General features: G+C 64.1%; 13 protein-coding genes. 8 read left to right on the plus strand and 5 right to left on the minus strand.

Going from position 1 to position 14,348, the window contains the following annotated elements; genetic code table 11:
* Window positions 1-80 precede the first annotated feature (80 nt).
* Together phbB and ybaL are read left to right on the plus strand one after the other, a co-directional pair.
* On the plus strand, window positions 81-818 hold the full coding sequence (gene phbB / locus ACO2Q9_RS09540) for an acetoacetyl-CoA reductase (protein WP_423310607.1): 738 nt from the start codon (window positions 81-83) through the stop codon (window positions 816-818).
* Window positions 819-837: 19 nt separating this feature from the next.
* Complete coding sequence (gene ybaL / locus ACO2Q9_RS09545) at window positions 838-2,541, plus strand: YbaL family putative K(+) efflux transporter (RefSeq protein ID WP_423310609.1); 1,704 nt, start codon at window positions 838-840, stop codon at window positions 2,539-2,541.
* A gap of 219 nt (window positions 2,542-2,760) precedes the next feature.
* Here ybaL and ACO2Q9_RS09550 read toward each other — a convergent pair whose 3' ends face one another.
* Window positions 2,761-3,171 carry a response regulator transcription factor gene (locus tag ACO2Q9_RS09550; RefSeq protein WP_423310611.1) on the minus strand — a complete coding sequence of 137 codons (411 nt, stop codon included), beginning with the start codon at window positions 3,169-3,171 and terminating at the stop codon, window positions 2,761-2,763.
* Between the two features lie 166 nt (window positions 3,172-3,337).
* Here ACO2Q9_RS09550 and ACO2Q9_RS09555 point away from each other — a divergent pair, with 166 nt between their 5' ends.
* The 4 genes from ACO2Q9_RS09555 to ACO2Q9_RS09570 are packed head-to-tail and all read left to right on the plus strand — an operon-like array spanning window position 3,338 to window position 9,455.
* Window positions 3,338-6,829: a response regulator gene (locus ACO2Q9_RS09555; protein WP_423310613.1), complete on the plus strand. Its 3,492-nt coding sequence runs from the start codon at window positions 3,338-3,340 to the stop codon at window positions 6,827-6,829.
* Between the two features lie 5 nt (window positions 6,830-6,834).
* Entirely contained in the window at window positions 6,835-7,659 is an 825-nt protein-coding gene (locus tag ACO2Q9_RS09560) for a CheR family methyltransferase (protein ID WP_423311238.1), read from the plus strand.
* A gap of 1 nt (window position 7,660) precedes the next feature.
* Window positions 7,661-8,245 carry a chemotaxis protein CheB gene (locus tag ACO2Q9_RS09565; RefSeq protein WP_423310615.1) on the plus strand — a complete coding sequence of 195 codons (585 nt, stop codon included), beginning with the start codon at window positions 7,661-7,663 and terminating at the stop codon, window positions 8,243-8,245.
* On the plus strand, window positions 8,238-9,455 hold the full coding sequence (locus tag ACO2Q9_RS09570) for a hybrid sensor histidine kinase/response regulator (protein WP_423310617.1): 1,218 nt from the start codon (window positions 8,238-8,240) through the stop codon (window positions 9,453-9,455). The genes ACO2Q9_RS09565 and ACO2Q9_RS09570 overlap by 8 nt, the downstream gene beginning before the upstream one ends.
* Window position 9,456: 1 nt before the next feature.
* On the opposite strand, the gene ACO2Q9_RS09575 is transcribed toward ACO2Q9_RS09570, so the two are convergent.
* Entirely contained in the window at window positions 9,457-9,723 is a 267-nt protein-coding gene (locus tag ACO2Q9_RS09575; protein ID WP_423310619.1) for a hypothetical protein, read from the minus strand.
* Window positions 9,724-9,837: 114 nt separating this feature from the next.
* Here ACO2Q9_RS09575 and dusA point away from each other — a divergent pair, with 114 nt between their 5' ends.
* A complete protein-coding gene (gene dusA, locus ACO2Q9_RS09580) occupies window positions 9,838-10,842 on the plus strand; it encodes a tRNA dihydrouridine(20/20a) synthase DusA (protein ID WP_423310621.1) in 1,005 nt (334 codons plus the stop codon).
* Here the strand turns inward: dusA and ACO2Q9_RS09585 are convergent.
* Both ACO2Q9_RS09585 and ACO2Q9_RS09590 read right to left on the minus strand, forming a co-directional pair.
* Entirely contained in the window at window positions 10,830-11,708 is an 879-nt protein-coding gene (locus ACO2Q9_RS09585; RefSeq protein ID WP_423310623.1) for a TauD/TfdA dioxygenase family protein, read from the minus strand. The genes dusA and ACO2Q9_RS09585 overlap by 13 nt on opposite strands.
* A gap of 30 nt (window positions 11,709-11,738) precedes the next feature.
* The gene (locus ACO2Q9_RS09590) at window positions 11,739-12,728 is read right to left on the minus strand and encodes a tripartite tricarboxylate transporter substrate binding protein (RefSeq protein WP_423310625.1); all 990 of its coding nucleotides are present in this window, start codon (window positions 12,726-12,728) and stop codon (window positions 11,739-11,741) included.
* Window positions 12,729-12,845: 117 nt separating this feature from the next.
* Between ACO2Q9_RS09590 and ACO2Q9_RS09595 the strand changes: the two genes are divergently transcribed.
* Complete coding sequence (locus ACO2Q9_RS09595) at window positions 12,846-13,631, plus strand: IclR family transcriptional regulator (RefSeq protein ID WP_423310627.1); 786 nt, start codon at window positions 12,846-12,848, stop codon at window positions 13,629-13,631.
* Here the strand turns inward: ACO2Q9_RS09595 and ACO2Q9_RS09600 are convergent.
* On the minus strand, window positions 13,628-14,263 hold the full coding sequence (locus ACO2Q9_RS09600) for a GntR family transcriptional regulator (protein ID WP_423310629.1): 636 nt from the start codon (window positions 14,261-14,263) through the stop codon (window positions 13,628-13,630). The genes ACO2Q9_RS09595 and ACO2Q9_RS09600 overlap by 4 nt on opposite strands.
* Between the last annotated feature and the right edge of the window lie 85 nt (window positions 14,264-14,348).

The following is a 14,348-nucleotide window of genomic DNA, read 5'->3' on the forward strand; positions in this document are numbered from 1 at the left end:
CCGTAGCTGCGTCGCGCAGTGCACGGGACAGAATGACAGCGTGCAATCGGGCATTCATTTCAATTCAGAGGAGCATAAAAATGAGTCAGAAAGTAGCGTATGTGACCGGTGGCATGGGCGGTATCGGTACCGCCATCTGCCAGCGCCTGCACAAGGATGGCTTCAAGGTCATCGCAGGCTGCGGCCCCACGCGCGACTATGCAAAGTGGCTGGGCGAGCAGAAGGAAAAGGGCTTCACCTTCTACGCTTCCGTGGGCAACGTCGGTGCCTGGGAATCGACGGTCGAAGCCTTCGGCAAGGCCAAGGCCGAGCACGGCAGCATCGACGTGCTGGTCAACAACGCCGGCATCACGCGTGACCGCATGTTCCTCAAGATGACCCGCGAGGACTGGGATGCCGTGATCGAGACCAACCTCAATTCCATGTTCAACGTGACCAAGCAGGTCGTGGGCGACATGGTCGAAAAAGGCTGGGGCCGCATCATCAACATCAGCTCGGTCAACGGCGAGAAGGGCCAGGCGGGGCAAACCAACTATTCGGCGGCCAAGGCCGGCATGCACGGCTTCACCATGGCGCTGGCGCAGGAGCTCGCTTCCAAGGGCGTCACGGTGAACACCGTGAGTCCGGGCTACATCGGCACCGACATGGTCAAGGCCATCCGCCAGGACGTGCTCGACAAGATCGTCGCGACGATCCCTGTCAAGCGCCTGGGCGAGCCGAGCGAGATCGCTTCCATCATTTCCTGGCTGGCGTCCGACGAGGGCAGCTACTCCACCGGCGCCGACTTCTCGGTCAACGGCGGCCTGCACATGGGCTGACGGAAGGAACCCGCGCCGGATGCCCCACAGCGTTTCCCTCATCAATACCATCGCTGCGGGGCTGGGCCTGGCACTCGTGCTGGGCTTCATCGCGGCGCGTCTGCGCCTTCCGGCGCTGGTCGGCTACCTGCTGGCCGGCGTGATCATCGGCCCGTACACGCCGGGCTTCGTGGCGGATGCCGAAATCGCGGCCCAGCTCGCCGAGATCGGCGTGATGCTGCTGATGTTCGGTGTGGGGCTGCATTTTTCGCTGGACGACCTGCTTGCGGTGCGCAAGCTTGCGCTGCCCGGGGCCATCGTGCAGATGGCGGTGGCGACGCTGCTGGGCATGGGCGTGGCCACCTTGTGGGGCTGGGAGCCCGGCGGTGCCCTGGTCTTCGGGCTGGCGCTTTCCGTGGCGAGCACCGTGGTTCTGCTGCGCGCGCTGGAGAGCCTGGGCATCCTCGATTCGTTCACCGGGCGCATCGCGATCGGATGGCTGGTGGTCGAGGATCTGGCCATGGTGCTGGTACTCGTACTGCTGCCCGCGCTGGCGGGCTGGCTCAAGGGTGGCAGCGAGGCGAGCGATCCGCTCGCATTGTGGGAAGCGCTGGGCATGACGTTGCTCCAGGTCGGCGGCTTCGTGGTGCTGATGCTGGTGGTCGGACGCCGCGTGTTCCCCTGGGCGCTGTGGCAGGTGGCCCGCACCAATTCACGCGAGCTGTTCACGCTGTGCGTCGTGGCGGCGGCGGTGAGCATTGCGTTCACATCTGCGGCACTCTTCGGCGTGTCGTTCGCATTGGGCGCGTTCTTTGCCGGCATGGTGATGCGCGAGTCCGAGTACAGCCATCGCGCGGCTGAAGAGTCGCTGCCGTTGCGCGACGCGTTTGCCGTGCTGTTCTTCGTGTCGGTGGGCATGTTGTTCGATCCGATGGTGCTGGTGGAGCGACCGTTCCAGGTTCTCGCGGTCGTCGCCATCATCGTGGTGGGCAAATCGCTGGCGGCTGCGGCGCTTGTGCTGGCGTTCCGGTATCCGCTGGGCACGGCGCTCACGGTGTCGGCGAGCCTGGCGCAGATCGGCGAGTTCTCCTTCATCCTCGTCGGGCTGGGCATTTCGCTGAACATGTTCCCCAGGGAAGGCCAGAGCCTGGTGCTGGCGGGCGCGCTGATTTCCATTGCGCTCAATCCGCTGGTCTTCCGCTGCATCGAACCACTGCAGCGCTGGCTGCACGCCAAGTCGGCCTTGGCTCGCAAGCTCGAGATGCGTGACGACCCGCTGGCGGAGCTTCCCATGACGACCGACGAGAAGTACCTGTCGCGCCAGGTGGTGGTCGTGGGCTATGGCCGCGTGGGCCGACGCATCGCCGCTGCGCTCATGGCGCACAACCTGCCGTTCGTGGTGGCCGAGCAGAACCGTGAATTGGTCGAGCGACTGCGGTCCGAGGGCATCGCCGCGGTGTCGGGCGATGCAGCCGATCCTTCGGTGCTGATCCAGGCGCACGTGGCGCGGGCACGCATGCTGGTCATCGCCACGCCCGATTCACTCGACGTGCGGCAGATGATCGCCACCGCGCGCGCCCTCAACCCGACCATCGAGACCGTCGTGCGCACGCACAACGAAGACGAGGCGCGGCTGCTCGAACAGGAGAACGCCGGCAAGGTGTTCCTGGGTGAGGAAGAACTTGCGCAGGCCATGACTCGCCACGTGCTCGCGCGCTCGGCGGCATCGACCGCGCCCGTGTAGGCCGTGTCCTACGCGGCGAAGGAGCCCAGGCCCACACAGGGCCCGCACCATTCTTGTTACATTTTCCGCTCAAAGCCAATCGGCCAAGACGGCGCGACGTCGGAAGTCGCCCGGCACATGCATCGGAACAGAAGAATGCGCGCAAGCTCGGGAAAAAAATTGGCAATCGTCACGCTGCACGGCGCGATGTGGAACCCCAGAAGGATTTCGGGACAGACCTCAGGTCAGCTGGCTGAAGCCGCTGTTGCCCCGGCCCCCGGTGCCGACGGCAGTGGCACCGAGCAGGTATTCGAAGAGCAGGTCGAGTTCGTTGGACTTGTCGAACACCGCGTCGGCACCGAGCCGCGAGCAACGTTCGCGGATGTCATTCGTGGCGTAATTGCTCAGCACGACGACTTTCTGCCACGGGTTGCGGTTTCCGGTCGCCTCGATGACGCCCAGGCCGTTACCCTGCTTGAGGAAGAGGTCGACGATTGCGACGTCCCATCCACCGGGATTGTTGCGGAACCATTCGCGCGCTTCGGCTTCGCTCTCGGCGAAGCCCACCAGTTCGGCGCTGACCAGCTCCTGGAGGCTTTCAACAAGCGCATCCCGGATGACCTGGCTGTCCTCGACGATATAAGCACGCATCTGAATCTGTTGTCCTGTGGGGTCCCGCCCTCGGCTCGTGACCTTGGTATATGCAGAATTTACCGCAGGTCCCGCGCCGAGTATGTGGGCTTGGCGGGCGCAGGCGTGTAGGAATTTTCTGAAACCAAACGATTTAACGCCACAAGAAGCAGGGGGAAACACTCATATGCCCGACGACATCCGTACCGACCAGGCCCGCAGTTTCAAGCAGATCCTCGCCCGCAACATCGCGCTTCCGATCGCAATCGGCTTCGGCAGCGCGACCGTGTTCGTCGCGATCATCCTTTACCTGCTGTCGGTCATCAACTGGGTCGAGCACACCGACCGTGTGGTGGCCGACACGACGGAGCTGGCGCGTCTCGCGGTCGAACAGGAATCCAACATGCGGGGCTTCCTGATCGCGGGTGACGAGGTGTTCGTCGGCAATTACAACGCGCTCAAGAGCCGCATGGAAAGCCAGTTGGCAGGCCTCAAGGATCGCATCGCGGACAACCCGGCCCAAGTCGCGCGCCTGCAGAACATCGAGTCGATGCAAGCCCAGTGGAACCGCTTCGCCGAATCGGTGATCGACATGCGCCGTCAGGGGCGCGACTACCGCGAAGCGGTGTTGCCCGGTCAGGGGCGCCGCATGACGGACGAAGTGCGGCGCGAGTTCACTGCCATCCTCGACGAGGAGCGCCGCCTGCGCAAGCTGCGCAACGACGAAGCGCAGGAGACGGCCCGCTGGGTGCTGGTGGGTTATGTCGCATTCACCGTCATCATCTCGCTGATCCTCGCGATCTTCGGGCGACGCCAGCTAATGACGCTGTCGGGCAATTACTCGCGTGCACTGGACGAGCAGATCCGCCACGGCGAGACGATGCAGAAGCAGGCCTGGTTGCGTGCGGGGCAATCGCGACTGGCCGAACGCATCATCGGCCATTCGTCGCTGCAGCAGATGGGCGCAGGCGCGCTCGATCATCTGGCCGACTATCTCGGCTTCGTGGTCGGCGCCATCTACGTGCGTGATGCGGAAGGACGCCTGAGCCGCTTCGCCGTGCACGGCATGGAAGGCTCCAGCGCGGACAGCGCCTTTCACGCCGCGGGCGGGCTGGTGGCGCAGACGGCGCAGGGGCAACGCGTCGTTGCGCTGGAAGACCTGCCGGCCGGCTACTTGCGGGTGAGCAGCGGCACCGGGGAAGGCGCGTCGCAGTCTGCGTTGATCGTGCCGCTGACGGCCGACGGGGAAGTCAATGGCGTGCTCGAAATGGGCTTCCTGCGCAAGCTGGAGGAGCGCGACCAGGAACTCATGGAGCTCATCGGGGGCACGCTGGGCACGGCGATCAGCACGTCGCTGTACCGCCAGCGCCTGCAGGAATCGCTGACGCACACGCAGCAACTCAACGAAGAACTGCAGGTGCAGCAGGAAGAGCTGCGCACCGCCAACGAAGAGCTGGAAGAACAATCGCACGTGCTCAAGGAGTCACAGGCCCAACTGGAAAGCCAGCAGGCGGAGCTGGAGCAGACCAACGAGCGGCTGTCCGAGCAGGCACTCATGCTCGACCAGCGCAACCAGGACCTGCGCATTGCCCAGGACGACCTGCGGCAGCACGCCGACGAGCTGCAGCGCGCCAGCCGCTACAAGTCCGAGTTCCTGGCGAACATGTCGCACGAGTTGCGCACGCCGCTCAACAGTTCATTGATCCTTGCTCGCCTGCTGGCGGAGAACGCTGCCGGCAACCTGACCGATGAGCAGGTGCGGTTCGCGCAGTCCATCACGTCGGCGGGAAACGACCTGCTGAACCTCATCAACGACATCCTGGATATTTCCAAGGTCGAGGCCGGGCACATGGAGCTCGTGATCGAGCCGGTGTTGGTGACGAGGCTGGCCGACAGCCTGCGCCAGACCTTCGAGCCGCTGGCCATGCAGAAGCAACTCGCGTTCAGCGTCGATGTGGCCGAGGAAACGCCGCAGATGCTGCGCACCGACCGCCAGCGCGTCGAGCAGGTGCTCAAGAACCTGCTGTCCAATGCCATCAAGTTCACCGAATCGGGGAGCGTGAGCATGAAGGTTTCGCCGGGCGGGCACGGCGGCATCGATTTCACGGTTCAGGATACGGGCATCGGTATCGCCGAATCGCAGCACGAAGTGATCTTCGAGGCGTTCCGGCAGGCCGATGGCACCACCAGCCGGCGTTATGGCGGCACGGGCCTCGGCCTGTCGATTTCGCGCAACCTGGCGCAGTTGCTGGGCGGCAGCATTTCGGTGGAGAGCGAGGCCGGAAAAGGCAGCCGCTTCGTGCTCCATCTGCCGCTCGTCCATGTCGCCCAGGAGGAGCCCGCCCGAGTGCCGCCCACTGCGGCGAACAAGGCAGCCAGCCCGCCGCCGCCCCGCAAGCCTGCCCCGGCACCCGATGCACCGGCGCCGGGCGATGCGGATCCGGCATTCGTTCCACCACCGCCTTTCGACGACGACCGCAGCATGCCGTCATCGGGTCGCAGCGTACTCGTCATCGAAGACGAGCCGCAGTTCGCGCACATCCTGTATGACCTCGCGCATGAACGGGACTACCGCTGCTTCGTTGCGCAAGGCGCGCAAGAGGGCGTGGCCATGGCCTCGGAGTTCCTGCCCGACGCCATCCTGCTGGACATGCGGCTGCCGGACAAGCCGGGCCTGGACGTGCTGCAGCAGCTCAAGGACAACCCGCGGACAAGGCACATTCCCGTGCATGTGATCTCCGCGTCCGATGCGCGTGAGGCCGCGCTGCACATGGGTGCGATCGGCTATGCGATGAAGCCCGCCACGCGCGACCAGTTGCTCAAGGTGTTCCATCAACTGGAAGACCGCCTCACGCGCCGCCTCAAGCGCGTGCTGCTGGTCGAAGACGATGCACGACAGCGCGACAGCGTGGTGCAGCTCATCGGCGACGACGACGTGGACATCATGGCCGTGGCCACAGGCGCCGAAGCGCTGGCGCAGCTGCATGGCCAGATCTTCGACTGCATGATCATCGATCTCAAGTTGCCCGACATGGACGGTGCGCAACTGCTGGAGCGCATGTCCACCGAGGATATCCAGTCGTTCCCGCCGGTCATCGTGTACACGGGCCGCAACCTCACGCGTGAGGAAGAGCGCCAGCTCCTGCGCTACTCGCGCTCGATCATCATCAAGGGCGCACGCTCGCCCGAGCGGCTGCTGGATGAAGTGACGCTGTTCCTTCACAAGGTCGAATCGAACCTCTCGCAGGACCGCCAGAACATGCTGCGCTCCGCGCGCAGTCGCGACAAGGTGTTCGAGCAGCGCCGCATCCTGCTGGTGGACGACGACGTGCGGAACGTGTTCGCGCTCACCAGTGCGCTGGAGCAGAAAGGCCTGACGGTGGTGGCTGCGCGCAACGGCCTGGAAGCGCTGCAGAAGCTCGACACCTTGCCCGACATCGACCTGGTGCTCATGGACATCATGATGCCGGAGATGGACGGTCTGGAGGCGACGCGCCGCATCCGCGCCGATTCGCGTTTCTCCGCGCTGCCTGTCATCGCCATCACCGCCAAGGCGATGAAGGACGACCAGGAGGAATGCCTGAAGGCCGGTGCCAACGATTACCTCGCCAAGCCGGTGGACCTGGACCGCCTGTTCTCGATGCTGCGCGTCTGGATGCCGCGCCTGGAGCGCTTCTGATGAGCATGCCGGCCAGCGTCACGGACATCGAGATCCGCCTGCTGGTGGAGGCGATCTACCTGCAGTACAGCTACGACTTCCGGAATTACGCAGGTGCTTCGCTGCGGCGTCGCGTGCTGCATGCCACGGCGCAGATGGACTGCGGGACGGTGTCGGCGCTGCAGGACCTCATCCTGCATGACGCGAATGCGTTTGCGCGGTTGCTGCAGTACATGACCATTCCCGTCAGCGAGATGTTCCGCGATCCGGAGTACTTCCGCGCCTTGCGTGAGCACGTCTTGCCGGTGCTGCGCACCTATCCGTCCATCCGCATCTGGGTGGCCGGCTGCAGCACGGGGGAAGAGGTCTATTCGATGGCCATCATGCTCAAGGAAGAAGGGCTGCTGGACCGCACGCACCTCTATGCGACCGACATCAACCCGGTGTCGCTCGAGAAGGCGCGCGCGGGCATCTTTCCCATCGATGCGGTGCGCCAGTACACGGCCAATTACCAGAAGGCGGGCGGCCGCGCATCCTTTGCCGATTACTACCTGGCCGCCTACGACAACGCCTTGTTCGACAGGTCGCTCGCCGCCCACGTGACGTATGCCGATCACAGCCTGGCGACGGACAGTGTGTTTTCGGAGACCCATTTCGTCTCGTGCCGCAACGTGATGATCTATTTCAACCGCAGCCTGCAGGAGCGCGCGCTCGGGCTGTTCCACGACTCGCTGGTCCATCGCGGCTTCCTGGGCCTCGGCACGAAGGAGAGCATCGAATTCTCAAGCTATGCGGACCGCTTCGAGTATGTGGCGCGGCGCGAACGCATCTACCGCAAGGGAGCGGCGTGACATGGCGCGTGCTCCGGTGGACATGGTCTGCATCGGTGCTTCCGCCGGCGGCGTGGAGGCCCTGATGTCGCTGCTGGGCCCCTTGCCCGCGAACTACCGGTTGCCGCTGGTGGTGGTGGTCCATCTGCCGGAAGACCACGAGAGCGTGCTCACCGAAGTGCTGCAGCATCACGTTGCCTTCCCCGTGCAGGAGGCGTGCGACAAGGAAAGCATCGGCCACCGGGGTGTGTACATTGCGCCGCCCGGCTATCACCTGCAGGTGGAGGACGACCGCACCTTTTCGCTGAGTTGCGATCCGCCGGTGAACTATTCGCGGCCCTCCATCGACCTGATGTTCAGCAGCGCCTCGCACGCATTCGGCCCGCGCCTGGCGGGCATCCTGCTGACCGGTGCCAACGAAGACGGCGCCGAGGGCCTGGCCACCATCGCGCGGGCAGGGGGAATCACTGCCGTGCAGGATCCTGCCACCGCGCGCGTGACCACCATGCCCGAATCCGCATTGCGCATTTACCCGCAGCACACCGTGCTGTCGCTGGACCAGATTCATCAATTTCTGCTCAAACTGGAAAAGGACGCCCATGCCTGAGACGCCCGTCAATATCCTCATCGTCGATGACCTGCAGGAGAACCTGCTCGCACTGGAGGCGCTGATCCGGTCGCCGGGCCGCCGCATCCACCAGGCGCGGTCGGGCAACGAGGCGTTGGCGCTCCTGCTGGAGCATGAATTCGCGCTGGCCATCCTGGACGTGCAGATGCCTGCGATGACGGGCTTCGAGCTGGCGGAGCTGATGCGGGGTACCGAGCGCACGCGGCACATTCCCATCGTGTTCGTCACGGCGGCCGGCCGCGATCTCGACTACGCCTTCCAGGGCTATGAGAGCGGCGCGGTGGACTTCCTCTACAAGCCGTTGGACAACTACGCCGTGCAGAGCAAGGTGAATGTGTTTGTCGACCTGTTCCTGCAGCGCCGCGCGGTGCGCGACCAGGTGGAAGCGCTGGAAGAAGCCCGGCGGCTGCAGGACGAACTGGTGCAGCAGTTGCAGGAAACGCAGGCGGACCTCCAGCGCGCCGTGCGCATGCGGGACGACTTCGTCTCGCTCGTCTCACACGAGCTGCGCACGCCGCTCAACACGCTTTTCCTGGAAGTGCAGATGCGTCGTGTGCATCTGGGCAAGGGAGACATGCAGGCGCTCAGCCCCAAGAACATGGAAGCCGTGGTGCAGCGCGAGGAGCGGCAGATCCAGAGCATGGTGCGCCTGATCGACGACATGATCGACGTGTCGCGCCTGCGCCGCGGCGTATTGCCGATCCGGTATGCCCGGACACAGCTGGCCAGCGTCATCCAGCGTGCCGTGGATGGCCTGGCGCATCGCAGCAACGAGGCGGGCGTGGACATCCGTGCGTCGGTCGCGCAGGACGTCGAAGGGCTGTGGGACGAGTTCCGCATCGAGCAGGTGATTTCCAACCTGCTGTCGAATGCGGTGCGTCACGGCAAAGGCGGCCCGGTGGAAATCAACGCCGCGCCTGCGAACGACGCGCTGGGCCAGCCGGGCGTGCAGATCCATGTGCGCGATCACGGCGAAGGCATTGCGCCGGGCGATGAAGAGCGGATCTTCGGTCAGTTCGAGCGGGGCGCGAACCAGGGCGGGACGCTGGGCATGGGGCTGGGGCTGTTCATCGCCCGCCAGCTGGTCAGCGCGCACGATGGTGAGCTGACCTTGTCGAGCAACACGCCGCAGGGCGCAACCTTCACCGTGTGGTTGCCGCTGAAGCCGCGGTCTTCCTCGAAAAGCTGAATCAGAGATCGGCGAAGCCGGTGTTGCCGCTGTGCTCGCGCCGCTGCCAGGCCTCGATCCAGTTCACGGCCCGGCGGCGCAATTCATCGATCACGACGCCTTGATCGGCATGCGAGTGGAGCAGGGAGAGGCGGCATTTGCGTTCGCCTTCCCGCAGCAACTCGACATAGGCGCCAAGTGCGCTGCCATCCGGCGATGCAACCGAATGGAAGCGCATCGACCAAAGGCCGAAATCTTCGGTCTGCAGGAGTTTTTCGCTGTCGCTCATGCAATTCCCCAACGCCTGGATTTGTTGTTGTCGAGGCTGTGCCGCCCCGCGAGAAGGAAAGTGTAACGCCCGGTCTGAAGCCGTAAAGGGGTAAAGCTGGGAAAATGTCGCGCGATGTCACAGCAACCCCAGTCAACCGGATCGCCCCGGCCTCCCGTCACCTCCGTCGCGCCCATGATGGACTGGACGGACCGTCACTGCCGCTATCTGCACCGGCTGCTGTCGCGCCACGCCCTGTTGTACACGGAAATGGTGACAACCGGCGCGCTGATCCATGGCGATGTGGCGCGGCATCTGCGCTTTCACGATGCGGAGCATCCTGTGGCGCTCCAGCTCGGCGGTAGCGAGCCGGCAGACCTTGCACACGGCGCGAAGCTCGGCCAGCAATGGGGCTATGACGAGATCAACCTCAATTGCGGCTGTCCGAGCGAGCGCGTGCAGCGCGGGGCGTTCGGCGCCTGCCTGATGGCCGAACCGACGCTGGTGGCCGATTGCGTGAAGGCCATGGTCGACGTGGTGGACGTGCCGGTCACGGTGAAGCACCGCATCGGCATCGACAGGATCGAGAGCTACGAGTTCGTGCGCGACTTCGTCGGCACGGTGAGCGAGGCGGGCTGCGACACCTTCATCGTCCATGCGCGCAACGCCTGGCTGCAAGGCCTGAGCCCGAAGGAGAACCGGGAGGTTCCGCCGCTGCGCTACGACATCGTGCATCGGCTCAAGCGCGAGCTGCCTCACCTGCACATCGCCATCAACGGCGGCATCGACACACTGGCGCAGATGCGCGAACAGCTGGAGCACCTCGACGGCGTGATGATCGGGCGTGAGGCGTATCACAACCCCTGGTTCCTGGCGGCGTGGGACGCGCAGTTTCATGGCGCATCCGAGCGCGACATCACGCGGGAGTGGGCCGAAGAGCAGATGGTGGCCTACATGGAGCAGGAGGCGGCGCAGCATGGCACCAACTGGTATTCCATCGCGCGGCACATGCTGGGGCTGCGCAATGGTTTGCCGGGTGCCCGCAAGTGGCGCCAGGTGTGGAGCGACCACCGCCTCAAGACCTTGCCGGCGCGTGAGGTGATGGCGCTGGCGCGCTCGGGACAGCTTCAGGCCGCGTGAAGCATCGCCTCGGGCACATCCATGACGGTGGCGCGGCGCATGTCCCGGCGTTGTGAAAGGTCATACCGGCGACCGCGATGCAAGGTACATCGGTTGTCCCACATCACAAGATCGCCGACCTGCCATTGGTGCGCATAAACGAACTCGCGCTGCGTCGCGTGCTCGAGAAGGTCCGCAAGATACATGCGTCCCTCCGCCACCGGCCAGCCGATGATGTGCGTGGCGTGCACACCCACGAACAAGACCTTCCGACCGGAGCCGGGATGCGTTTCGACAAGCGGCCACGTCACGGGCGGCATCTTGCGCTTCTGCTCCTCGGTATAGGCTTCGTCGCCAAGCAACAGCCGGGTATGCAGGGCGTAGTGTTCAGCGCTCAGGCCCTGGATTTCGTCGCGCGTTCGTTGCGAAAGCGCGTCGTAGGCAGCGCGCAGATCTGCGAATTCCGTATTGCCGCCCCAGTCCGGGATGGCCACCGCATGCAGCATGGAATAGGCAGCGCGCGGATCCTGGAAAGAACTGTCACTGTGCCAGAGCTGGTTGGCAAAGCCGGACAAGGCCTTCATCGTTCCCCGGTCCGCGACCTTGCCGTCCGCGTTCAGGTTCGAAATGTCGATGAGCCGCTCGTCGTCCATCCGCTCGGCGCGCTTGAAAATCCGCTTCAGCCCGATGTCCAGGGGACCGAACGATTCGGCGAAGGCCAACTGCTGCTGCTGGCTGAGCGGCGTGTTGCGCCACACCAGCACGGCGTACTGGTTCATCGCCGCGTTGATTGCGTGAATGTCCTTGCGGGCGAGTGGTTGCGTGATGTCGATGCCGCTGGCCTCGGCGGCAAACTGGGAATGAAGGGGCTTGAGTTGCAATGTCATGGGTTGTCTTCCGGTTGGGTTCTTGCGTCTTCACTCGGCCTGGATGTTCCCGTCGGCGATCACCTTGGACCACTTCTTCATCTCGGACGAGATGAACGCATCAAACTGCTCGGGTGTCGAGCCCACGGGCGCCAGCGCCATCTCGTGAAGACGCGCCTGGATTTCAGGCATGCGGAGCACCTTCGCGGTATCGGCTGAAATCTTCTGGACGGTGGCGGTGGGCGTGCCGGCGGGGGCGATGAAGCCGAGCAACGAACTGGCGACGAAGCCCGGCAATGATTCGGCCACCGTCGGATACTGCTTCTCGTATCCTGCGACACGCTGGTCGCCAAAGGTCGCGATCATCTTCATCCTGTTGGCCTTGACGTAAGGCATGACTGAAAGGAACGGGTCGGTCATCAGGTCGATGCGCCCGGCCATCACCTCCGTGTGGGCGGGTGCACTGCCCTTGAAAGGGGAGTAGAGGATGTCCACCTTTTCGTTCTTTTTGAGCAGTTCCATCGCCAGGTGGGTGGTGCCGCCGGCGCCGGCGTTCCCGTAGCTCAGCCTGCCGGGGTTGCGTCGTGCGTAGGCGATCATCTCGGGCACGGTGTTGAACGGGGCATCGGCTCGTGCGACCAGCGCGAGTTGCATGTCGGCGATTTGCGTTACGCCGCGGATGTCCTTCTGCGTGTCGTACGGCAGTGATTTGCGCAGCGACGGGTTGACGGTGAATGCCGAGTTGACCAGACCGATCACGTGTCCGTCCGGCGGTGCCTTGGCAACGAAGTCCACGCCGATGGCCGTGCCGGCCCCGGGCTTGTAGTCGATGACGACCGGCTGCCCCCAGGTTTCCTGCAACTTCTGTGCAATCAGCCGTCCCACCGTGTCCGTCGGGCCACCGGCAGTAAAGGGAATGATGATCTTGACCGGTCCTTTCGGAAAGTCCTGAGCGACAGCCGGAGCGGGGGAAATTCCCACGCAGATGGCGAACAGTGCAAACACGGAAAGGCGGCGATTGAATCCAGCGTTTTGTCTCATGGTGGTTTAATTAAAATGGAACGTGGTTTCAAAATACTATTCGCTCTGCTTGAGCCGTATCAATGATTCCCCGGTGGCGCGAACAGATGTTCCATTTTTCGGGGCAGGGGGTGTTCCTTGGCGAAACAAGTGACCGGGCACAAAGATGAAGTGAGTGCGCTGGCGCGTGGACTCGCGCTCCTGCGTGAGGTCGGGCACGGGGCATATCCGCTCAGCAATCGTGAGCTGGCAGACAAGACGGGCATACCGAAGGCCACGGTATCGCGGCTCGCGGCGACGCTGGTGTCGGCGGGATACCTGCGTCAGCATCCGCACAGCGAAAGGTTCAGCCTGGGTCCGGGCGTGGTCGACCTGAACAATGCCTATTTGCGCAACTTCGATCTCCGTGGGCATGCGCGCCCGCATCTCGCCGTGCTTGCCGATTTCGCGGGCGTGACTGTCCACCTGTGCGTGCAAGACGGGCTGGACATGCTGATCGTCGAATCCGTGAGGCCGCAGACGGCGGTGCTGCTGTCGCACATGGACGTGGGCTCGCGGATGACGATCGCTACCTCCGCTGCGGGGCGCGCCTACCTGGGGATCCTGTCCATGCAGGAGCGCCAGCGGCTGCTCGAACAGATCCGCAGCGCCAGCGCGAAACACTGGCGCTCGCTTCGCCCGCGGATCGACAGCGCGCTCGCGGACTATGCCGATAACGGATATTGCGCGTCGTTCGGGGAGTGGAATCCGCACATCCACGCGCTCGGTGTCGGGTTGTCCGGCCCTCGCGGGGAGAAATACGCGATCAGTTGTGGCGGCGCGGCCTACCTGCTTCCGGAGGAGGACATGCGACAGCGCGTGGCCCCGAAAATGCTCGAGATCGCGAGGGTGATCTCGGCAGAGATCGGCGCACCCGCTGTCTAGGCCGCCGCTTCCAGCCCGTTCGCAAAGTGCTCCTGCATGCGCTGCATGGCGAGCGATGCATTGCGCGCCATGAGTGCGGCCACGACGGCGCGGTGCTCGGCCAGCGATTCCTCGACCCGGCCCGCCTTCAGCAGCGAGTTGTGCCGGTTCAACTTCATCACCTTGCGCAGGTCGGCCACCATCTGGTCACGCCAGCGGTTGTCGGCGATGGCCAGCAGCTTCATGTGGAAGCGCTCGTTGATCTCGAAGAACTTTTCGCGGTCGTCGACGGCTTTTTCCAGCTTGTCGTGCAGTGACTGCAGCTCTTTCAATTGCGCATCGGTCGCGCGCTGGGCCACCACGCCGGCCGCATCGGATTCGAGCAGCGAGAGCAGGTGGTAGACCTCGGAGAGGTCGCGCTCCGAAACTTCCGTCACATAGGCGCCACGGCGCACCTTCATCGTCACCAGACCTTCGGCAGCCAGCACCTTGATGGCTTCACGCAGGGGCGTTCGGCTGATGCCGTATTCCTGGGCGAGCTTCATTTCATCGATCCAGCTGCCGGGCTCCAGCTCACGCCGGAAGATGCGCTGTCGAAGCAGCTCCGCCACCTCTTCGTAGAGGGCGCGGGGGGTCAGGGTGACGGCGGACATGGCGGCGAGTGTAGCCGATCAAAAATTCTGCATCAATAATTATGAATGACGTAGAATCCCGCAGGTTTTATATGCACCGCAGCAT

Origin of the sequence: Variovorax sp. VNK109 (assembly GCF_049445855.1) — a bacterium.
Taxonomy (GTDB): Bacteria; Pseudomonadota; Gammaproteobacteria; order Burkholderiales; family Burkholderiaceae_C; genus JAGOCV01.

What these genes read in the sequence shown, in the direction of transcription:
- ACO2Q9_RS09555 (WP_423310613.1), top strand. Translation starts at nt 3,338, where the DNA reads ATGCCCGACGACATCCGTACCGACCAGGCCCGCAGTTTCAAGCAGATC.
- ACO2Q9_RS09600 (WP_423310629.1), bottom strand. Translation starts at nt 14,263, where the DNA reads ATGTCCGCCGTCACCCTGACCCCCCGCGCCCTCTACGAAGAGGTGGCG.
- ACO2Q9_RS09550 (WP_423310611.1), bottom strand. Translation starts at nt 3,171, where the DNA reads ATGCGTGCTTATATCGTCGAGGACAGCCAGGTCATCCGGGATGCGCTT.
- ACO2Q9_RS09570 (WP_423310617.1), top strand. Translation starts at nt 8,238, where the DNA reads ATGCCTGAGACGCCCGTCAATATCCTCATCGTCGATGACCTGCAGGAG.
- phbB (WP_423310607.1), top strand. Translation starts at nt 81, where the DNA reads ATGAGTCAGAAAGTAGCGTATGTGACCGGTGGCATGGGCGGTATCGGT.
- ybaL (WP_423310609.1), top strand. Translation starts at nt 838, where the DNA reads ATGCCCCACAGCGTTTCCCTCATCAATACCATCGCTGCGGGGCTGGGC.
- ACO2Q9_RS09590 (WP_423310625.1), bottom strand. Translation starts at nt 12,728, where the DNA reads ATGAGACAAAACGCTGGATTCAATCGCCGCCTTTCCGTGTTTGCACTG.
- ACO2Q9_RS09585 (WP_423310623.1), bottom strand. Translation starts at nt 11,708, where the DNA reads ATGACATTGCAACTCAAGCCCCTTCATTCCCAGTTTGCCGCCGAGGCC.
- ACO2Q9_RS09560 (WP_423311238.1), top strand. Translation starts at nt 6,835, where the DNA reads ATGCCGGCCAGCGTCACGGACATCGAGATCCGCCTGCTGGTGGAGGCG.
- dusA (WP_423310621.1), top strand. Translation starts at nt 9,838, where the DNA reads ATGTCACAGCAACCCCAGTCAACCGGATCGCCCCGGCCTCCCGTCACC.
- ACO2Q9_RS09575 (WP_423310619.1), bottom strand. Translation starts at nt 9,723, where the DNA reads ATGAGCGACAGCGAAAAACTCCTGCAGACCGAAGATTTCGGCCTTTGG.
- ACO2Q9_RS09565 (WP_423310615.1), top strand. Translation starts at nt 7,661, where the DNA reads ATGGCGCGTGCTCCGGTGGACATGGTCTGCATCGGTGCTTCCGCCGGC.